The 21,023-nt window shown below is 56.4% G+C and carries 12 protein-coding genes; 2 read left to right on the top strand and 10 right to left on the bottom strand.

Annotated features, from left to right (window positions below):
• Window positions 1-82: 82 nt before the first annotated feature.
• Both PKO02S_RS11010 and PKO02S_RS11005 read right to left on the bottom strand, forming a co-directional pair.
• On the bottom strand, window positions 83-2,839 hold the full coding sequence (locus PKO02S_RS11010) for an alpha-mannosidase (RefSeq protein ID WP_127582581.1): 2,757 nt from the start codon (window positions 2,837-2,839) through the stop codon (window positions 83-85).
• Window positions 2,840-2,948: 109 nt separating this feature from the next.
• Window positions 2,949-3,323 (bottom strand): hypothetical protein, encoded by a 375-nt coding sequence (locus PKO02S_RS11005; RefSeq protein ID WP_127582578.1) that lies wholly within the window; start codon window positions 3,321-3,323, stop codon window positions 2,949-2,951.
• Window positions 3,324-3,421: 98 nt separating this feature from the next.
• Here PKO02S_RS11005 and PKO02S_RS11000 point away from each other — a divergent pair, with 98 nt between their 5' ends.
• Both PKO02S_RS11000 and PKO02S_RS10995 read left to right on the top strand, forming a co-directional pair.
• On the top strand, window positions 3,422-3,871 hold the full coding sequence (locus PKO02S_RS11000) for a hypothetical protein (protein WP_127582575.1): 450 nt from the start codon (window positions 3,422-3,424) through the stop codon (window positions 3,869-3,871).
• Between the two features lie 144 nt (window positions 3,872-4,015).
• A complete protein-coding gene (locus tag PKO02S_RS10995) occupies window positions 4,016-4,573 on the top strand; it encodes a histidine phosphatase family protein (RefSeq protein ID WP_127582572.1) in 558 nt (185 codons plus the stop codon).
• A 152-nt stretch (window positions 4,574-4,725) separates the two neighbouring features.
• Here PKO02S_RS10995 and PKO02S_RS10990 read toward each other — a convergent pair whose 3' ends face one another.
• The 8 genes from PKO02S_RS10990 to PKO02S_RS10955 all read right to left on the bottom strand — a co-directional run bounded on the left by PKO02S_RS10990 (window position 4,726) and on the right by PKO02S_RS10955 (window position 20,684).
• The gene (locus PKO02S_RS10990) at window positions 4,726-5,490 is read right to left on the bottom strand and encodes a CAP domain-containing protein (RefSeq protein WP_246066924.1); all 765 of its coding nucleotides are present in this window, start codon (window positions 5,488-5,490) and stop codon (window positions 4,726-4,728) included.
• 86 nt (window positions 5,491-5,576) lie between these two features.
• Window positions 5,577-6,377: an alpha/beta fold hydrolase gene (locus tag PKO02S_RS10985; protein ID WP_127582569.1), complete on the bottom strand. Its 801-nt coding sequence runs from the start codon at window positions 6,375-6,377 to the stop codon at window positions 5,577-5,579.
• Between the two features lie 158 nt (window positions 6,378-6,535).
• Window positions 6,536-7,591: a M14 family zinc carboxypeptidase gene (locus tag PKO02S_RS10980; RefSeq protein ID WP_127582566.1), complete on the bottom strand. Its 1,056-nt coding sequence runs from the start codon at window positions 7,589-7,591 to the stop codon at window positions 6,536-6,538.
• Window positions 7,592-7,614: 23 nt separating this feature from the next.
• Window positions 7,615-8,493, bottom strand: coding sequence for a carbohydrate ABC transporter permease (locus tag PKO02S_RS10975; protein ID WP_127582563.1), 879 nt, complete (start codon window positions 8,491-8,493; stop codon window positions 7,615-7,617).
• Window positions 8,487-9,395: an ABC transporter permease gene (locus PKO02S_RS10970; RefSeq protein ID WP_246066923.1), complete on the bottom strand. Its 909-nt coding sequence runs from the start codon at window positions 9,393-9,395 to the stop codon at window positions 8,487-8,489. The genes PKO02S_RS10975 and PKO02S_RS10970 overlap by 7 nt, the downstream gene beginning before the upstream one ends.
• Before the next feature lie 115 nt (window positions 9,396-9,510).
• On the bottom strand, window positions 9,511-11,064 hold the full coding sequence (locus PKO02S_RS10965; protein WP_164821394.1) for an extracellular solute-binding protein: 1,554 nt from the start codon (window positions 11,062-11,064) through the stop codon (window positions 9,511-9,513).
• A 499-nt stretch (window positions 11,065-11,563) separates the two neighbouring features.
• Window positions 11,564-13,771, bottom strand: coding sequence for a helix-turn-helix domain-containing protein (locus PKO02S_RS10960; RefSeq protein ID WP_127582557.1), 2,208 nt, complete (start codon window positions 13,769-13,771; stop codon window positions 11,564-11,566).
• Window positions 13,772-14,000: 229 nt separating this feature from the next.
• Entirely contained in the window at window positions 14,001-20,684 is a 6,684-nt protein-coding gene (locus tag PKO02S_RS10955) for a fibronectin type III domain-containing protein (protein ID WP_127582554.1), read from the bottom strand.
• Between the last annotated feature and the right edge of the window lie 339 nt (window positions 20,685-21,023).

Below are 21,023 nucleotides of genomic sequence, written 5' to 3'. Positions count from 1 at the left end.
CATTTTCAGCATCAATGCCATCGCCTTCTCGCCGCCCCAACGAAAAAAGGCCGCTAAGCGGCCTTCTTTTCGAAGCTATGTTCTATCCCTCTGCTGTCCTGGCAATCAAATCGATCGTCATAATCTTCTTCGGCTCCAACCGAAGCGGAACTGTGCGGTCGATGACGGCGAGCTCGCCGACACGATCACCCGCCAGGTTCACGGCGTGTGCTTGGAGCAGCGGTGTCCACCACAGCAGCTCCGTCTTCACCGGTTCGTCCGTCGGATTGAAGACGCGCAGCCGCACCCCTGTCCCGTCCGCCAAACGACGCATGGAGGAGAAGACGAGCTTGTCCTCCCCGCCGCCAAACCGACAGAACGACAGCTCCGGCGGCAAGGTTCCTTTGTGGCGCTTTTGTTGGACGGCCCGCGCGGGCAGGTGGTGCTCGTTCGCCCGGTGAAGGGGCTCCGATTCATTGGACCCGTCGTAAGGCATGACGGCAACCGAGAAGCGGTGCTGGCCGAGGCATTGGCCTTCGGGCGTCTCGAACGTCGGCCCCGCCCCGATCGAAATCGTGAGCGCATCGGGGGACCCGAGATAGCCGGTCGAACGAAGCAGCGTCACATACAGCGTTCCGTCCCGCGCCGCTTCATATTCGGGCAACCCGTACGGGCCAACGGCCAAGCCGCCTTCGCGGTTCGGCCTAGGCATCCCGATCACCCCATGATTCGGATGAACGGATGGCGCATCCTCAATCCAGACGTCCGGGGCCGGCTGTACGACCCCGACCGGCCGACGAACGCAATCGAAGGCGGCCGACGACCAAGAATATTCCGGCGCAGTCGTCCCGACCGGCAAGGCCACCCTCAAGCGATGATCGCGCGCCCGGTTATCGAATAGCGTCTCGACGCTCAGCCATCGATGGGTCGCTCCCAGCCGGATGATCGTCGTGAGCCGGCAGACGACGGTCCTTGCGCTGCGTCGCTTCCGGTCCGGAGAAGCGGACTCCGGCAGCGCCCATTCCCGCTCCACGCGAAGTGCGGCCTGTGCCGGACCGTCCTCCACCACCGAAATCCTTGCAGGCATTCCGCTCGTTGTGAAGCGCTCATCGAGGAGGGGCGGCGAATAGGTGTAGCCGTCGCCGATGTCCCCGCTATCCTCGTAGACGAGCAAATCTTCATAGATGCGCCCAGTAGCTTTGTCCAGGAGCGACACACGCCCGTCTTCTCGCACCTCCGCTCTCAGAAACGGATTTTCCAGCGTATGCCCCTTAAGCAAGGTCCCCTCCTGCGGAACGGAGCTCCGACGGGGAATCGCTGCGAACGACTTATATCCCATGGCCGGAACGACGCCCGGAACGAATCGGATCGAGAGCTTGCGGCCATGCTCGAAGCCGACGAGAATCGCCTTGTTCTCGGGTTGGCCGAACGGCTCGCCGATGCCGGCCAAATCCCGCACGCCAAGGTCCGGATGGCTGATTCCACGGAAGGCGGGTTCGTCGCCAACGATTTGACAGGGCCAGACACTGCCGGAGGCATCGCGGATTTCGACGGTGCGAAGAGGAGGGCAGTCCACCGGAAGCCACAGTTCAGCTGTCACGACGTCCTCGCGGTCTCGCTCCAGCGGGTTGAAGACGATCAGGGGAATGCCGCCCTCAGGCACCCACGAAACATCCGCTTGCGCCATCAAGCTGTTCAGTGCCTCTTCTACTGCTTGCTCCGCAATCTCGGTCGACCATTCGAATCGGGTCATCATCTGGCGGTGAACCTCGTCCCGGCTGCAGCCGCATATCGAATCATGTGGATGATTTTCCAACAAGTACCCCCACGAACGGTGGAGCAGAGCGTCCGGAGCTTCACCCTGCGTATAGGGCTGTGCACAATCTAGCAAGGCCGTCCACGGCTCCGCCCACCGCTCCAGTAGCAGCTGCGCGCGGAAATTCGCCTGCTTGATCGGCATCCGGGAGGAGAGAACGTTCGGCAACAGGAACGTAATCACCCCTGAGGAGGCTCGACTCGTATCCCGAAGCTCCCCTTGCAGGATCGGCACCCCCTGCGCCGACTGCGAAGCATGCTTCATCCCTTGCTCCGCTTCCTGCAGAAACCGCTCGAACTTGCTCGGAATCAGCTCGTACTCCGGGAGCAGCTGTCTGGCTTCCCGCAACACGACGGACAAGTTTTCCTGCGGCTCCATATGATCTACCCCAACCGTAACGAGCAGCGTGTCTGATGTCGCGTAAGGCGCCAAATGGCGCTCGACAAGGTCTCGGATCTGAGCCGCCGCCTGGACCGGATCCCCATGCAGTCGATAGATGGCGGAATAGCCATATTCGTCTGGAAACCGGTGCACGAACATCTCCGTGCCGTCTGAACCGACCCAACGAAGCTCCGAGCTCCCCGTCGCCGCTTCTCCAATGCCGCGCCACATCACGGCTCGGGTCATGCCGAAGCCGCTCAAGATTTGCGGCATTTGGGATGTGTGGCCGAACATGTCCGGCAAATAGCCGAAGCGCTCCCCGCCGCCCATCTGCTCCGCCAATCGGAGGCCTTCCTCGAAATTGCGGACTAGAGCTTCGCCGCTGACCAGCGCCTCATCCGGCTGGACGTACCAGGGACCGATCCGGATGCGTCCGGCCTCGATTTGAGCGCGGAGCCGCGGCTCGTCCTCGGGGTGGATTTCCAAATAATCCTTCAACACAATCGACTGACCGTCGAGATGAAAGCTGTAATAATCGGGGTCTTCCTCAAGCAGACGCAGCAGCTTCTTGATCAGGCGGGTCAACCGCATCCGATAGTGCTGGAAAGAAAAGTACCATTCCCTGTCCCAATGGGTATGGGGAACCACATGGACTCGTTTCATTTTGCAGGCGCTCCTTTACTCGATCCGTTATCGTCCGCATTTTCACAGCTTCCGCCCTACTTACTGTTAGACACGGGAAACGAATTTCCTGTCTGAAGCGGCGCCGTCGTTACTTCAAAATCACGACACGCTTCGCCTTCGTCTGCACGGGATAAGACTCCATCACCGGGTTGTTGCCGAAGTCCACTTCCACCTGTACCTGCTCCTTCAAATCCGCTACGGTCCCGCGGGTCAGCTTATCATTTTGCCGGATATAGATCCGGGTGTCCTTCGGTACGATACGAATGGACGCCTTGTCGTGTGTCGTGTCCGGCTGCAGCGGCCCTTCTACCATGAGAAATACAGTCTTCCCGTCCGTGCCCGGGGTCACCTTCGTAATCGTGCCTCGAATATCGACTCTTCCGTCGCCCGAGAGCGGGTCCAGCATGTACCAAGCGGCTACGATAATTAGCAGCAGCACGAGAGGGATCAGGATTCTTTTCATAAGCTCACCTCTATTCCAGCATATTGGTTAACGCGGTTAACAATCGGATGAAACCTTTTGGCTCCAGCAAGGTATTAGTAGGAGGAGGTGCATCTTGTATGCGAAAATGGCTGCTGTTGATCGTCTTACTCGGAACGCTGGTAACAGGCTGCAAGGCTGACACGGAACCGGAGGACTTCGGCTCTCGCCCGGTTAAAACCGAATTATCCAAGTCGCAAGGGCTGGAAAATTGGAACTTGGTGATGATTCCGAAATCGGATTTGCTCGGCAAGCTCGTGTACGACATCGAATTTCAATACACCGGCGAACCTCCCGCGAAAAGCGTAGTCGTCTATTACCGCATCGACACGGAGGAAAAGCTGAAAGCCCCTACAGTCAAAGCCGATTCCAAAACCGTCGTGTCTACCCTGAGCCGACTGGAGAAAATTACTTTGTCCGAGCTTGTACTCCCCATCGACACCCCGATTTCCGTTGAAGTCGATTGGTTTCTTGGGAACCAGATCAAGCGGGGAACCGGCGTATTCACGATCTCAGAGCACAAGTACTAGTAAGATTATATTATGAAAAGGTTGGAAAATGAACAAGCCCCAACAAGCCGGCTTCCATATTGTATACGATGATCGGCTTGCTCCCGTTTCTAAGGGTGAGATTGGCTACTTGGGAAGGTTAGTTTTAGTTAGGGAGGATAAATGATGAGAACGAACCTCATTTTTGTACGACACGCACATTCGATCTACACGCCAGAGTCGGAGCTAACTCGGCCCCTATCGGAGCGAGGCAAGGTGGACGCTGGGAAAGTAGCTAAGCTTCTGCAAAACGCCGAAATTGACACAGTAATAGCCAGTCCCTACCTGCGTGCGCTTCAGACTGTGGAGGGCGTTGCCAAGCAACTCGACAAAGAGGTGTTGATTGAAGAGGAATTCAGGGAGCGGACACTTTCCGAAAATCCTGTCGATGACTTCAACTATGCGATAACGAAAGTATGGGAGGAGCCCGAGTTTGCGTGGGAAGGCGGAGAATCCAATCGTTGTGCACAGGAGCGAGGGGTGCGTGTTACTTTGCAGGTCTTGGAGCGCTCTAACGGGAAAACGGTTGTCATCGGCACTCACGGCAATTTAATGGCCTTAATTATGGGTTACTTTGATCCCAAGTACGATTTTCATTTTTGGAAGCAGCTCGAAATGCCCGATATGTACCAGTTGTCTTTCGACGGGATGGAATTAGTGGAGGTTGTTCGACTTTGGGAGTAGCCATGAACCAATCTTCACTGTTAATGAACCAAATTTCGTATGTCGGCTCCAGTTCCTCCCAACTATGAACTCAAGTACATAACTCGAGAAGCCAGCTTCCCGAATTATGTACTTTGGTTCATAGATCGCCTCGCTGCACCTTGGCGGCTATGTTAACCGATAAATTCTTGCACCCAATCGCCGTTGTAATAAGCAACTCCGATTTGGGTGAAGTTACCGTTGAGGATGTTGGCGCGGTGGCCCGGGCTGTTCATCCATTGTGTCATCACTTCGGAAGGACTACGCTGACCTCTGGCGATGTTCTCGCCTCCCGAGTTAAACGAGATCCCGTACCTGTTCATCATGTCGAATGGAGAACCGTAGGTCGGCGAGATATGATCAAAATATTGGTTATGATACATATCCTTCGCCTTGTCCATCGCCATATTTGAGAGCGCGCCGTTCATGGTGAGGGCTCCTAAGCCGGCTTTCGCCCGTTCGGAATTCACGATGTTCAGCACCTCCTGCGCAAACTGGGCCGCATTTCCGGTTACCGGCGGATTAGCGTTAGGAGCCGGGGTTTGTACCGTAGGCTGCTGAGGCTGTGGTTGCGGGTAGGCGGGCTGTTGGACTTGAGGCTGGTTCGGGTAAGCGATCCGATTCGCCGCATCGTTGCCGAAACGGTTGTCCAGGTAGAACCAGTCCGACCAATTGATGCCGCCGATCGGCGCTTGCTGCTTGGACATCGACATGTGCATGTCGTCCGTCGAGATGGAGGAAGTGTGCGTCGTCATTTTCGACGAGGTGCCTGTCCGATCCGCTTGCGAGCCGATCGTGGATGGGCTAGCCTTAGGCTGTTTTGCTGGGACAGGTGCCTTGGAGCACCCGGCGGCTGCCAGTACAAATGCGGTAATGACGATCCATGTTTTTATTTTCATCCGATACCCACCTAACTAATCAGAGTGATAACTTCTTCGATCAGTTAAATGGTTTGATAAAAAGCATTACTTTATGCAGGGTTGCTTCAACCCATTAAAAACCGCTCCAATTCCGGTTGGATTGCAGCCGGCTTGACGATGTGCGTCTGCTTAGGAAGTGTATGTAGGGTCGCGTTGGGCAACATCTCGGCCAGTGCCTTCTGCGCGTTGATCATCCATGCATGGCTTTTGCTGCCGACTCCGACCCAAGTCGGGATGGTGACCGCTGACCAATGGTTTGCCGGCAAGGGCTTTCCCGCCTGATACGGCGTGGCGATTTCAAAATCGTACACGAGCGTATGCGCCACCTTGCTCACCTTTTTCCACATCGGCGAGAGCTTCATAAGCATCAGCATAAACCCGGGCACTTCCACGGCGCGCATGAAAAAGGACATGGCATCGCCACGACGGTCCGCAACAATGTATTGTTTGACTTGCTGTAGGGCCGGCTCGCCAAGGGGCGCACGGGAATTATCGAGGATCATCGGTGCCTCGTACAGCGCGAGCTTCTTCACTTTGCCCGGGGCGAGTTTCTCCGTGGCCTCGAGCGCTAGCAGCGCGCCGGACGACAAGCCGAGCACATAGGCGGAGCCGCCCGCCGCGTCGATAAGCGCCTCGAGGTCCTCGATCTCGCGATCGAGCGACCACGGCAGCGTGTTCCCGCTCTCCCCGCGGCCGCGCCGGTCATAGAGGTAGCCGGTGAAGCTCCCGGCCATACGCTTGGCGATCGGCATCGCGAGGGACATGGAGCGCGAGTTGAGCGCGCCGTCGACAAAAATGACAGCCGGCCCCTGGCCGACAGTCTCGTACGCAATCGTTGTGCCATCCTTGGAAATAACAGTGCTCATGCTTAGTTAGCTCCCTTGTCCCCTATAAAATCATCCATATGGTTGAGTATAGGAGACTAAGGCGCTAACTGTCAACCGGTTGGTTAAATGTTGGACTCGAGGTCACTTTTCGTGGGTACAAGCACGCAAATCCGCCTTACAGCAGCTGGGGAGTGGGCCTAGACCATGCTCCGCCCATACTCCCCCGTCCCCTCCGGACCCAGGCTGAACCGGAACATCTCCTCGAACAGCACGAAATGGCTGTCCAGAATTTCATCCGGCGTCAGCTTCGTGCCGGGTGCGGCGAGCCCCATGTTGGACTCGAAGGTGAAGCTCATCCCGCCGCAGGCGTGATGGATGGCCGAGGCCAAATTGAACGACGGAGCAGGATACGTCTCTCCGTAAGGAGCCAGCTGGTCGGTCAAGGCAAAAGGAAGCCCGCGCATCTTATAGGCATCCGCAAGCTGCTGATTGAAGGCCTGCTGCTTCCGCATGACGTACGGCGGCAAAAAATAAATCGGATACAGATGAATGTCGGTGTTGGCGCCACCATGAAGTTGAACAGTGAAATCAGGCGCTTCCTCGTCCACCAACTCCAGCAAAGCGGCGGTTTCCCGCGCCATCGGAGCGAAGAAGTTGTCGTGCATCAAATTGACGCCGTCATCATTAAAATAACTGCCGAGGAAATCCGCAGCATCCTTGATCGGATGAACCGCCTTACAGGCCGGCCAGGAACATAAAGTGCCGTCCTTCCACGTCCCCTGCATGTAGTAGACAAACTCATCGTGAGGCACGTCGATCAGCGTATCGACCGGCAGCCTCGCGCGCCCGTCCGGGTTCATACAAGGAATGAGCAGCAGCCGGAACCGGCGGGCATGCTCAACCAACTCATCATGCCGCCGCCCGCGATAATCCTCGCCGGTTTCGAGCAGCCGGATCAGGTTGACGACCGCGACAATGCCCTCCAGCTCGCCACCGTGAACGCCTCCGACAATGAGCAGCACCGGCTTGGCGTCCTTCACCTTCCGCGCGTAGTGCTCCGGATTTCCAGCGCCGCAAGCCGAGCCGTAGTTCGCCCGCCGCCCGAAATCCTCTTTCTCGCCGTACTCCACTACGTGAATGTCCCGTCCGCCAGCCGACACGGCCAGCCGACGTACCTTGCCCCTCGCGACACCCGACAAGCACGCGTCGATGTCCGTCAGCCTGCTTTTCCAGAACGTTTCCGCCATAGCCATATACCCCGCCTTCCTTATACCATTTATCCTTTGACCGATCCGATCATAGTCCCCTGTACAAAATACTTCTGAATAAACGGATAGATCAGCAAAATCGGCAGCGTCCCGACGAGAATGACCGCATACTTCAGCGACTCGAGGACGACCGCCTTGCCACCGACCGCGGTGCTGACCGTCATGTCGCCGACTTGCCCGATCATGACGATGTTGCGGATCGTCACTTGCAGCGGCAGCAAATCAGCGTCCCGAATATAAATCAGCGCCGAATAGAAATTGCTCCAGATCACAACGGCGTAGAACAGCGAAATCGTCAGCATCACCGGCTTCGACAGCGGGAGAACGATGCGCAGCAGGATGCCCAGATCGGACAAGCCGTCGATTTTCCCCGACTCCTCCAGCTCCCGCGGGATGCCTTGAAAAAACGTGCGCATGATGATCAGGTACCAGGAAGACACAAGGCCGGGCAGCACCATGGCCCACCTCGTATCCAGCAAGCCGTAGCTGCGAACGACCAAATACGTCGGAATCATCCCGCCGGTGAACAGCATCGTGAAGACGACGAGGAGCATAAACGTTTTGCCGAAGACTAGATTTTTGCGTGACAGCGCATAAGCCCCCATCGTAGTAAAGATGAGCGAGAGTGATGTGCCGAGCACCACGTAAATAATCGTATTTTTATAGCCGGTCAGGATGCGTTTGTCCTGCAGCACGGCTTTATAGGCGTCGAAATGGATATCTTGGGGCCAAAGGAAAATCTCGTTGCGGACGACGAGGTCTGCGGAGCTCACGGAGACGGCCGCCATATGAAGGAACGGAAACAGCATGGAGCAAGCAAAAAGTGCCATCAGCAGCATGTTCATCACATCAAAAAGGCGGATTCTCGTATTTCGGATCGTTACCATAAGCTAGTTTCCCCTAATCTGCGGCTAATCTGATTGCTGGCATAGACGAGCAGGAAGCCGATCACGCCCATGAACAGGTCGATGGCCGTCGCGTAGCTGAAGCCCCCCTGCACGATACCGACGCGATACACGTAAGTTGAGATGATGTCCGAGGTGTCGTAGGTCGCTGCGTTGGATAGCAGGAATACTTTCTCGAAGCCGATCTCCAGCACATGGCCGATTTGCAAAATGAACAGAATGACGATCGTCGGAGCAATTCCGGGAAGCGTTACATGCCACGTTTGCTTCCATCTGCCGGCCCCGTCCATTCTCGCCGCCTCGTACTGCTGCGGGTCGATCGTCGTCATCGCCGCCAAATACAGAATGGAGCCCCAGCCGACCTGCTGCCATATTTCCGAGCTGACGTAGATCGTGCGAAACCATTCAGCCTGCTGCAGGAAGTTGACGGCCGGGATCCCCAGCCCTTGCAGGACCTGATTGATCAAACCCCTGCTGGGCGACAGAAACATCACGATCATGCTGGAGACGACGACGGAGGAGAGGAAATAGGGCATGTAGCTGACCGTCTGGACGAATCGCTTGTACAGCTTGCTCCGAAGCTCGTTCAGCAGAAGCGCTAGGATGATCGGAGCCGGAAACCCGAACAGCAGCTTGTAACCGCCGAGTAGAACTGTATTCTTGATAATGACGAGAGCATCCCGGTTATCGAAAAATTGTTTGTAATATTTCAAGCCGACCCACGGGCTGCCTGAGAGCCCCTTGAACAAATTGTAGTCCATGAACGAGATGACGATGCCGAACATGGGAACGTATTTGAACAGGATGTAGTACAGCAGCACCGGCGCAAACAGCAGGACGTATGTCCGGTCGCGCTTCAGCTGGCCGAGGATGGATAGTTTCAAGTCGTTGCCCCTTTCGGAAAAGAATCGATAGGGCCGAAAACGCGTCCGGCCATTCTCAGCCCTACTTCTTTCCCAACGCACGCGTTCCCAGGCGTACGTTGGAAAGTACCCACAGTTACTTGGTGTTCTTCTTCAGACGATCCAGCCCGACCTGATACGTATCGATCAGCTTCTTCACACCCAATTTGTCGAGCTCCCCGAGGAAAGCATCCCATTGCGTCATCGGCGTCTCGCCCATAATGAATTTCGTAACGGACGTTTCATAATATTTGTTGACTTGATCCTCGGTCGCCGCGATGGCGCTCTTCTCGTCCCCGGTCAGAGGCGGCAAAGCGTTGATCGTCGGGAATTGATATTTCGCGGCTTCGGCGAACGAATATTGTTCGTTCTCGTTGCTGAGCGACAGGGAAGCGTTGAAGTCGGCCAGCCCGTAAGAGCCGGTTGTCATAATGCCCAGCTCCTTGCGCAGGTCGTTCGGCTCCTTGAACTGCGGCAGGAACTTCCGTTTGCCGTTCTCGACCTTATACGTTTCGCCTTCTTTCCCCCAGCTGAGAATGTCCTTCCCTTCCTTGGAGTAGATGAAGTTCAGATAGCGCAGGACGGCGTCCAAATTTTTCGTCTTGGAGGATACCGCGAAGCCGTATTCTTCAAGATCGGCCTTCGGAATGTACGCCTTGCTGCCGTTTCCGAGGGGCGGAGCCATAAACTTCAGGTGAGCGCCGTTCTGCAGCTGCGTATTCATGATTTCGATTTGTCCGATAAATTGAATCGTCATAAACGATTTGTTCGTCGTTACGAATTGCGTCCATGCCTTGTAGTCCATTGAGAGCCAATCCGGTGGAATCAAACCTTCCTTGTAAAACTTGTTCAAATACTCGACCATCTTCTTGAAGCCAGGATCGGTCACGCCGTATTTGATTTTGCCGGTACCAGGATCTTCATAGAACGACGGATAGATGCCGAATTGCGGGCCAAAGTATTTGAGCGTATTGATCCCATGCCTGAACAGGAACGGATAGCTATCGGGATACAGCTGCTTCAGCTGCTTCGCCGTCGTGTACACTTCATCCCAAGTTTTCGGCTCCTGCAGATTATGCTTCTTGAAAATATCGTCCCGATAAAACCACACAAGCTGATTGCCAGCACCCGCTCCATCGTTAAGCACGTGGTAGATTTCTCCGCCGGGCGACGTCATTCTTTGCGCGACATCCGGCCGGGAGGCTAGGAACGCCTTCAATTCCGGCATCTTATCCATATGCTTGGACAAATCCATGAACGCGCCCTGCGGCCCGTACTTCTGAGCGTCGGGAGGGAATACGGAGAACAGGTCGGGCATATCTCCCGAGGCGATGGCCAGCGCCAGCGACTCCGGTCCGGTCTGTGTCTCTTGCTTAATCGTGATGTTCGTCTTCTCCTTGACCCATTTCCACACCGCCCAATCTGGCTTGACGGGCCAGGCGGGGGATAGATCGGTCAACAACCGCAGGGTAGCCGCTTCGGGCGCTTTGGCCGGAGAGGCCGAGTTGCTGCCGGCTGATGCGCTCGGCGAAGGCGAGCTGCTCGACTGGGTTCCCGTACCGGCTCCTGAGCCGGAACAACCTGCGACCATCGCGGACAACAATACCAATGCGACTGCGCCAACTTTTTTCTTGTTTCTGTTTGTGTTCAAGCTGCTCACACCGTCCCTTTTCATTTTTCGTTTGGAAGCCAGTGGCTCATCCGAATAAGGCCATCATAAGGCGAATGGGCCGGCGTCGAAATCAACGGAACCGCACAACTTGCAACTTCTTTCCGATAAGCTGAGAAAAAGCCCATGTTTCGCAAAAGGGCTCAACTAACGGTTGACGGGAGGGCCTGCCGAGCGTATAAGAAAACCATCGGGGAAGCTCACCCGGATGGTCATTTGCCGCACTAAGCTCCCAAACCCATCTCCTTGAGTACCAAATTTCGCGAGTGGAGTACCTATTTTCGCTAATCCGTGCCCTGAACCCCCGTCTGAGTACACAAGTAAACAAATCGCGAACCCAGCTTCCGATTTTGTTTACTTTGGTACTCAGATCGCCCTTATGCGCTATAACTTAGGAAATTTGGTACTCGGATTGGATACTTGGGTACTCAGCCGATGCAGGGGCTCGTCCCCATTCACCAAGCGGCTTCTTCAGCCTAGTCTACTCGACACGTTTCCGGTACTCGCTCGGGGTCACGCCCGTATATTTTTTGAACATCCGGTTGAACGAGGTAATATTTTGGTACCCGACCGCCTTCGCGGCATCGTGAATTTTGATTTTGTTGTCGGACAACAGGCTCGTCGCCTTCGCGATTCGGGTTTCGTTGATGTAGTCGACGATGTTTTTGCCCGTCTTCGCTTTGAAGTAGGAGGACAAGTAGCCGCTGCTCATCTTCAGCTTGTCAGCCAGCACGTCCATGTAGATTTCTTCTGACAAATGCTCGTTGATGTACTCGATGACGAAGGCCGTAATCGGCTGCTTCTCTTCCTTCCTCTCCTTCACCGCTGCGGCCGTCCGCGTCACACACTCGAGCAGCAGCTGCTCCAGCTCCTGGGTTGTGCCACATCGCTCCAGCCTCTCCTCGGCACGCTCCACAATCGATTCCAGCCGTCCCGGCTCCAGGGAAAAAGAAGTGGCGGTATTGCGGATTTTGCCGATGACGGATTCCGCGAACCGGAGCTGCGCCGCCGCCGTCAACGGTTTGCCGTTCCATCTCGCGAACAGCCGTACGAGTAAAGCCGTCAGCTGCGGCCCGTTCCCTTCCCTCAAATGAACCTCGAACTCTTTGTCCTGATCGGGAGAGAAGCCGAAAACGGTAGCCGACATCGCGGCACGCTCGCGGATCATTTGCGTTTCGCTCATCAGACGGCGGTCGCCCACCAGCAGCTGGGCCTCCTCGTAGGCGGCGGTCAGCTCATCCGCAGACGAATGGACCGGCGTCATCGCAATCGTCATCGCACCATACTCCTTATCGTGATCGAACACCTCTTTCATCTGTCCGACCAGCTCGGCCAGGTCGTCCGATCGATCGGTGAACACGAGGCTCAGGATTTGATCGCGCTCGATCTGAAATGTCTGCGAGTCCGGAAAAGCCGGCTTCAGCTTGCTGTCGATATAGGTTTTCAAATAATACATCCATTTCTGAACGGCCGCTTGCATAGTCGCATCTAACGCATGTGGTTGAATGTGATGCAGCACGAAGACGAACGGCTTATCCGCAAAATCGAGATTTGCGGCATCGGCCTCCTGGTTCCGGATCGCCTTAAGCCGGTTGATAAACCCGACCTGCCTGCGCAGCATCCGATTGCCATGGATCTCGTCGCTTATAATATTGAATTCGTTGATGCTAGACCGATAAGGACTTCCTTCGTTCATGGAGCGGATCGATTCGATCACCTTCTTCAGCGGATTGTTGATCCGTACCGCGAACAGGAAGGCGATCATAACGCTGAGCGTAATCGCGGCGGCCATAATGACGATCAGCGTAATGTTCAGCCGGGTTTGATAAGCGATCCGTTCGACGGGCACCCGGTACAAGTAGCGATATCCGGTCGCCTGCGCTATTTTGATAAAATGATATTTCTCATCCCGAATGAACTCGGTTTCTCCGTATTTCTGCAGGTCTGCATAGGTGATCAGCGAATCCTGCTCCCCGCTCCGGAACAGCGTCTGCCCCTTGTTATCGTACAGGACGAAATCGTCATAGACGCTCTGGTGACTCGCTTTGTACAATTTCACCGCGTCGAGAAAAACGACCATATAAAAATCCCGATTTCCCTCGTTCTTGAACACGATCGGGATGAACTCGCCGAGCTGCTGCGGACGGTCGCGGAAGACGGACGTGCTGATGACGGAGGACGGGAGCACCTGAAACGTATACGGTTCGGCGAACTGCTGCCGCCAGAAGTCCAGCGGGTATTCGGCGCTTCGATAGAACACGTCGAACATCGAGACGGCGTTCGTGCTCGTCCCTTTCTCCAGCACCTGCTCGTCACGCTTCGAGTACAGCACGATATTATCGATGAATAGGTAAGGGTTGGCGACCAAAGTCGAGATTTCGCGAATGATCAACGGGAAGCTGGTGTAGTTCGGATTATTCTGAAACCGCTGTACTTCTTCGCTGAAAAAAAACAGGTACAGCTGCCTTTTGACCAAATCCAAATGCTTCTCATAGCCGTTCATCGTATTTTCGAGCATCAGCGTGTTGTACTTGACGATTTCTTGCCGGACGCTCCGTTTCGACACCGAGAGGGAATACATCGTGAGCGAGGCGAGCAGCAAAATGATGCACAAAAAGCCGGCAAGGAGCCGGATGAACAGGGAATTGGATTTGCGTCTGAAGAAGAGGACCGATTGAAGCTGTTTCATGCAACCCCCCCACACTTTATCTCAATAGGACCGCCGATAATCGGGTAATACAATCTTAGCAAGCCGCCGGAAGGGTGTAAACCGTACCCCAGCCAGCAGGCGGGGATCGGTGTGGAAAAGTCCCAAATTCCGAAAAAGAGCTCAAGTTACGTTCTGTAGCTTTAACAAAAAAAGGTGTCTCCTGAATCCGTGGCGGACTCAGAAGACAACCATTCATCCGATAACAGACTTACATTTCAAATACGATCGGCTGGCTTAAGGAGGTGTCGGCTACGGTTTCTTTCCGAGTTGCTCTATATACCGCACTGAACGTATACGTGCCGGACAGCAGCTCCTTACTCGCCTCGCCGCTGCCGCCTGCCGTTGTGCCGAACGTCCGCCAACCGTCCGCGTAATAGCTCACACTTCCGCCGCTTAGCGGATTGCCGGCGCTATCCTTCAGTTGCACCTTGACGTTCGTCGTCCGGAACACAACTGTGGCGTTCGCTCCCGTGTCTTGGGCAAATTGCTTCCTCGTGCCCTCATAAGCCATCGCGAACGTATACGAGCCGGACAGCAGCTCCTTGCTCGCCTCGCCGCTGCCGTCTACCGTCGTGCCGAACGTCCGCCAGCCGTCCGCATAATAGCTCGCGCTGCCGCCGCTTAGCGGATTGCCGGCGCTATCCTTCAGCTGCACCTTGACGTTCACCGTCTGGAACACGACCGTGGCGTCGTTGCCCGTGTGCTGCGACTTCTGCACGCGCGTCCCTTCATAGGTAACGGCAAACGCATAAGACATGTTCGGAAGCGACCGGCTGACCGTTCCGTAAGCATCGGTAACGCCGAACTCTTTCCAGGCGCCGTCAAAGTACGAAACCGCGCCGCCGCTAAGCGGATTTCCATTGCTGTCCTTCAACTGCACCTGGACGGCGGATGCGGCAAGTGCAAAACCGATCTGCTTGCTCGTCTCTACGTTGCCTGCATTGTCTACGGACCGGTACGACAAGCTGTACGCGCCTTGCTTGTCGAACGTAACCGGCCCCGCATACGTCTGCCAGGTTGCGCCATTGTCCAGGCTAGTTTCGGTCTTGGCTACACCCGATGCGCCGTCGCTGCCGATGAGCGCGACCGTAACCGGTCCCGTGTAGGTGCCGTTCGGCCCGTCAGGGTGAGCGGGCGACAGGCTCGCGTTCGTAACCGGCGCCACCAGGTCTGCCGGTCTGTACATTGCCGCGTAATCGAACAAGTACCGGCTGGCAAACCGGTTCGTGCTGAACAGGAACGAATCGATCGACGATGCCGTCGCATTGTTCAAAAAATTAATTCCTCTGTCCGTGAATGTGCCGGTCGTCGCATTCACCGCCCCGGAAGCAGGCTGGCCGGGATAACCTTTCAGCGCATCCATCTGCACCGTCAGGTCGTACGTCTTCGCCGCCGTGTCCACATCGAAGCGGAGCGTCACCCACTGGTCGCGCGGCAGTGTCTTCGGTATTTTAATGGACGTCGCATTGTTGAAATAACCGAACGAACCGTCGGAGAAGCCGGTGAACCGAATGACGTTTGTACCCGCGCTCCGCAAATAAAGCTCGAAATTGCCGACATCAGGGCTCAACTCGCTAAGCTTTTTGAACATGAGTCGCGTTTCGAACGTAAACTTCCCGCTGAGCGCCGTGTTCGATCTAGCCACAATCGGATCTTCCGTATAGTCGTCATTGTTCGCATAGGTCGAATCCTTCACCTGAAGCACATTCCCACCAGAATCCGGAGACGGCTCGATCGTGACCGTGGACGTCGAGTTCGGCCGCAAGGTCACCGTCCAGTTGCCGCCGGTCGTCAAGGCTCCAAGCGTCCGTTCATCGAACGACTCGTAGTATTCGCCGCTGCCGATTGCGGCAGGCATGGTCAGAGTCGTGCTTGGACCGTCTGCCGATACGTTGCCTTTGCCATCGGCGGCCCGCACCTGGAACGTGTAGGTGTTCCCTGGCGTCAGACCGGTTACGTCTATCCCGTACACGCTTCCGGTAACCGTTCCCCCGCTCACGAAGCCCGTCTGCCCGACCTCTTGCCGATAGATCGAATACGAGGCCACTTTGCCGGAGTCGTCCGATGCCGGGTCCCACTCCAGCCTGGCGACGTTCGGGAACAGCTGTACCGGCCGGATCGCAGCCGCACCGTCCCACGACGGCGGAGTCGTATCGATGCTGGAATCGTACATCGTGGCGTAATCGATCAAGTACTTGCTCACGAACCGGTTCGTGCTGAAGCGGAACGAATTGATCCCTTCCAAGGTCGGGGTGTTGTAGAACGAAATCCCCTTCGCCTTGAAGACGCCTGTCGACCGATTCAGCACCCCCGTGTCCACCCATCCGGTGAAGTCCTTGAGCGCATCCGACTGAAGCGTCAAATCATACTTCTTCGCCTTTGTATCGAGATCGAGCCGCAGCGTAATCCACTGATCGCGCGGCAGCGCCAGGCCGCTCTGCTTCGGCACCTTAAACGCGGTGAAGCCGCCGGTTTCGTTGTTCCAATTCCAATACCCGTATGATCCGTCCGAAAATCCGGTGAACCGGACGATGTCCGTCCCGAAGCTGCCCAGATTCAGCTCGAAATTGCCGATGTCGGAGCTCGTCTCGCTCAGCTTCTTGAACATGAACCGCGTCTCGAATGTGACCTTCCCGCTGAGCGTCGTGTTCGACTTCGTCACGATCGGATCTACCGTGAAATCATCGGCGTTCGCGGATGTAGAGTCCTTCACCTGCAGCACTTTGCCGATGAAGTCGGGAGACGCTTCGACCGTCACCGTTGAAGTCGACCCGGCTTTCAAATCGACCTTCCAGCTGCTGTCGGTCAAAGCGCCCGTCGCCATGCTGTCGAACGATTCATAGTACTCGCCGGTGCTCTCCGCGCTCGGCAGTGTGACGGTTACGCTCGGTCCGTCGGCCGTCTGATTGCCTTGCCCGTCCGCCGCCTGCACTTGGAACTTATAGGTTTCCCCCGGCTGCAAGCCGCTTACATCCAAGGCGGTCACATGTCCGGCAACCGTCCCGGCTGGCACGAAGGATGCCTGGCCCCCGGCCCCGTCCTTCCGATAAACCGAATAGGTCGCCACGGTGCCCGAATTATCCGTCGCCGGGCTCCATGTCAGCCTGGCCGTCTTCGCGAACAGATGCTCCGCCCGAAGCGCAGCCGGCGAACCCCATACCGGCGCAATCGTATCCGTCGCCGCAAAAGCTAGCGCGCTGCTGTCCAGGGAACGGTTATCGCTCGTATCCACGGCCACCACGATGACCGAGTACAGCTTCCCGGCCGTCAAGCCCGTAATCGTCGCCGTGTGCGTGCCGCTCGGGACGATCATCTTCTGCACGCCGTTTGCGTACACCACATATTCCTTTACCCCGACGTTGTCGGTCGATGGGCTCCAGCTTACGGTTGCGATCGAGTCCGTCTGCGAAACGAGCTGCAGATTGGCGGGCGCTATCGGCCGCACCTCGTCGGGCTGCTCTTCAATTAAGCCGACCCAGTCCAGATTCATCGCCCCGCCGGCGTGCCACAGCGTAATATCGACAGGACCGGCCACAAGCTGCTGCCCCGTCTTCACCCGCACGCCTTTCCAAATCTCGGGGGTGCTCCCCCAGTTCGGATTCCCATTCGCATCGGTAGTTGGCGACACCGCAAAATAGTACGCCTGATTGCCGACCATCGCCAGCCTGCCCAACTGCGTGCCAAGCGGTTCGCCCGACGCATACTTCAGAGCCAGATCGTATTTGCCGTTTTTGGGCACATTGATCGTCCACTTCGCCCATTGACCTGGCTGATCCCACGCCGTCACCCCTATGCCGCCGGATAAGAAAGGCCGGGACGAATATTTGTTGAAGCTTTTCCCGCCGAAGGCAACGAAGGATTCCGCTTCCTGCCAATTGAAATACAAGCTGGACCTCGTCGCATCCGGGCTCACCCACTGCTCGGTGGCGGACGGCACACCCGTTCCAACCTTCTTCATCTTCAGCTGCCCGGTCGCTCCTTGCAAAATAACAGCCGCGTTTGCTTCCAGATACACGCTCTTCCGCTTCCCATGCCGCTCAAAGAACAAACCCGCCGGAGCCTCCTCCACCTCGTACAACCCGGCCGCATTGGTCAAGTTCCCCCAAGCGACTGCCACTCCTTGCGTGTCGCTGTAGGCATGCAGCGTTGTCGTACTTGATACCCCGTCGATGACGGTCTGCAGTGCCACATCGGCGAGCGGCTGCGGCATCGCGACATCGTTCAGCTTGAAATCCCGCTGTCCCTTCTCGACATGAACGGTCAGCGTGTTGCCTGCCGCATCCCATTGCACGCCCCGCAACCCCATGCCGTCCGCTACCGATCCGCCGCGCGTAATGTCCGTCCCGCTTTCTCCGTCACGCAGACGGGTGACTCCCGGCGCATGCAGCTTCACCTGCGAATCGGACGGCCCAGACACGGACAACCGATCGCGTCCATACGCAACCGTTGCCGGTTGATCGCTCTCGATCAATGTGACGCCGTTCCGGACAACCTTCGTCCCGTCGACGAGAAGGACGGAATCGCCTTTCACCGCTACGGCGGTTCCGTTGAAGCGGATGCCGCCCCCACCTGCGCTCGCGTCGATTTCCCCGCCATCCGTCGTCATGCGGACATAGACGTCTGTCCCGTCCGTGAACGTCAGCTTCATATACGTTCCGTGGTCTTCCGAAACGACATTTTGCGGCGCCGAATCCCGCTTATACGCTTCCAGCGTCGACACGATCGTCGCCTTCTCCGTCTTCGGCGTGATGAACGCGGCATGCTTCTGCTGCTCGCCGGTAAACGCCTTGCCGGGCGGAAGCTCCACGTCGCCTATGCCGAGAAACCGATCCTCGTACTCCGTTCGCAAATTTTGCGGAGCATGGAAGCGGACCTTCAGGCCGGCTTCGCCCTTCAGAATCGTCGCCCCCTCGTTGTCGGGATCGATCGCAAGCTCATCGTCGGCGTGCAGCCGCCATTCGAACTCGCTGCCTTCCGGGCTTTTCGACTGAAGCCGGTCGATGACAACGAATGTATTCGGCCTCACGTAGATGATGCTTCGACCCGCTTGAGACAGCCCAGTGGCGTAAGCGACGGAGGCGTCGCCGCTCACCGCGTCGAAGTCGGGATGCGTGACGAACCCGGTTACTTTGCCGTCGGCGTTGATGTCGTTGATCGGCTGACCGGTTTTCCCGTCGTACGTAATCGCATTGGACGCGAACGTCTGCTTCTGGTAATAGTAGTGGTGGTCCGTCCCGTAGTCGTCGAAAAACCCGCCCTCAACCGCAAGCGGCTCGCCGAACGCGTTGATGATGAAGCTGTTCTGGTCGGCGTGCATATGATTGTAGCTGCCGTACGGGCTGGATCGGAAGTAGAGCGACACCGCATCTGGATCGTACAATTCGGAATGCATCGCCACGACCCCGATGTCCTGGAACCATCTCGAATCCGGCATATCGACCGGCGGTCTCGCCTCCAGATTGCCGTCCCCGTAGAAATAATTGCTCAAATCCGGGTACATGCCCGATCCGACCGCTTGGGCCGCCCATTGGAGCCGCGGATCGCCGTACATTTGCGCAAGACGGGTATACACCGTTGCGGCCGGCCCGCCCGGAGAGTCTTCGCTCCCGTCCCCGAACACGCCCTTCGGGCTTCCCTTCGGCCACGCGTAGAGCGGATACAGGCCCTCGTTCCGGGCAAACGCTTTGTCGTACAAATTGAGGCCCGTCGCCGTTAGAAGTACATCCATGAACTCCTTGCCGAACAAGGTCGACCATTGCCAGTACCCCGTTCCTTGCGACCAGCCCCCATCCTCTCCTCCCCATGGAGGCATAAAATTGATGTAGGCGGGAACGACATTGCGGAACCAGTCCTCGGCGGCAGCCACATCGTGAAGCATCGCGATTGCGACGATTCCGACATAGCCGAAGGCCGTCCACCCGTGAGAATCGTACGGATTTTTCGCAAGCGAATGGTTGTTTACTAGATCGTCCACCATCGTCTGGGTTCGAATCTGAATCATATTCTCAACCTTATCTCGATCAGCCGGCTGCAAAACATCATAAAGCCAGTCGTACGCCATTGCCGACTTATACGTAATGTAGCGGTGAATCTGATCGTTGCTCTTGTAGCTCGATACCCCGTTCGTATCCCAACCGGCGATATTCACCAGACGCTTTATCGCGCTATCCCGAACATCCGTGTTTCCCGTAATGAGATAGACGAAGGCCATGTCCATCATTTCATTGACGATTTTGTCAAAGGCGGCGCGGTCAGCCGAAGTCGGCGGTGTCGGCGGGTTTGCCCTATAGTTCGCCATGGCCCACGCATACTTCGGATCATAATAGGGCTTTCCCGACGTTAGAGCCAAGCTGCGGAAGTCCTCCAGCGTATCGGATTTCACCCATATGCGCGGATGCTGGTTGCCGATTTGGCTCATCAGCGTATCGACCGAAGGCACGGCAAAAGGAACATTGTCCTCCTCGATGCGGAACCTGCGGATGTCGCTCCATTCCGACCAGCCGCCTGCCTGTGTATGGTATCGGACTCGCCAATACCAGGTCCCCTTGTCGAACTGATGCGGGAAATTGTAGTAGTTTACGCTAAAATCATCCTTCCCGTAAACGACGCTTGCTACCGTCTCGCTACGGCTCACCTGCAGGTCATAGCGGTTCGCTCCAGGGACAGCTGGCCACCTGAAATCAGGCGGGTTCTGCGTCGTTACTAGTGAATCCGCCGGCCCGAACGGCATGTTGTACCCGGATAAGATCGCTGCAGGCCAACCCGGCGCCGACGCCGCTTCCGCCGTGGGCGTACTCTGCAAGGGCCCTACATTTAGCAACCCTGCAATCATTACGATAACCAAACCAAGCGCCAGCCGGTTCGCCTTTCCCCAACCCCTCATGTTCAACATTATCCCCTCCAGCTTTTTTGTGAAAAAGGCAACCGTTAGCGGTGGCTTTATGTATCCGCTTTCATAATCCCTCCTCCTTTCTATAGCCCCATCGTAGCTCCCCCCGCCTCCGCCCGTATATGAACGGAACCTGCGATCGTTCAACTTTTTTGCACTGTTCTGGGAAAAAGATCAGGTTCCGTAAAAGAGATTAACCCGGCTCGGGTTACGGCCGGGTTAAGGTCAATTTGTTCCAGAAAGGCTCTTCACATCCGTGCGGTCAAAAGCCCCGTCATTGTGAACGAATGTTGGAATTGTTGAGTTTTAATTGAATAACCAACGCGATTTCAACTACATAAG

Source organism: Paenibacillus koleovorans NBRC 103111 (assembly GCF_004000845.1).
GTDB lineage: Bacteria > Bacillota > Bacilli > Paenibacillales > NBRC-103111 > Paenibacillus_AA > Paenibacillus_AA koleovorans.
This window is presented reverse-complemented; position numbering and strand designations above follow the sequence as displayed.

Coding starts and splice junctions, on each gene's coding strand:
- PKO02S_RS11010 (WP_127582581.1), bottom strand. CDS start 2,839: ATGAAACGAGTCCATGTGGTTCCCCATACCCATTGGGACAGGGAATGG.
- PKO02S_RS11005 (WP_127582578.1), bottom strand. CDS start 3,323: ATGAAAAGAATCCTGATCCCTCTCGTGCTGCTGCTAATTATCGTAGCC.
- PKO02S_RS11000 (WP_127582575.1), top strand. CDS start 3,422: ATGCGAAAATGGCTGCTGTTGATCGTCTTACTCGGAACGCTGGTAACA.
- PKO02S_RS10995 (WP_127582572.1), top strand. CDS start 4,016: ATGAGAACGAACCTCATTTTTGTACGACACGCACATTCGATCTACACG.
- PKO02S_RS10990 (WP_246066924.1), bottom strand. CDS start 5,490: ATGAAAATAAAAACATGGATCGTCATTACCGCATTTGTACTGGCAGCC.
- PKO02S_RS10985 (WP_127582569.1), bottom strand. CDS start 6,377: ATGAGCACTGTTATTTCCAAGGATGGCACAACGATTGCGTACGAGACT.
- PKO02S_RS10980 (WP_127582566.1), bottom strand. CDS start 7,591: ATGGCTATGGCGGAAACGTTCTGGAAAAGCAGGCTGACGGACATCGAC.
- PKO02S_RS10975 (WP_127582563.1), bottom strand. CDS start 8,493: ATGGTAACGATCCGAAATACGAGAATCCGCCTTTTTGATGTGATGAAC.
- PKO02S_RS10960 (WP_127582557.1), bottom strand. CDS start 13,771: ATGAAACAGCTTCAATCGGTCCTCTTCTTCAGACGCAAATCCAATTCC.
- PKO02S_RS10955 (WP_127582554.1), bottom strand. CDS start 20,684: ATGTTGAACATGAGGGGTTGGGGAAAGGCGAACCGGCTGGCGCTTGGT.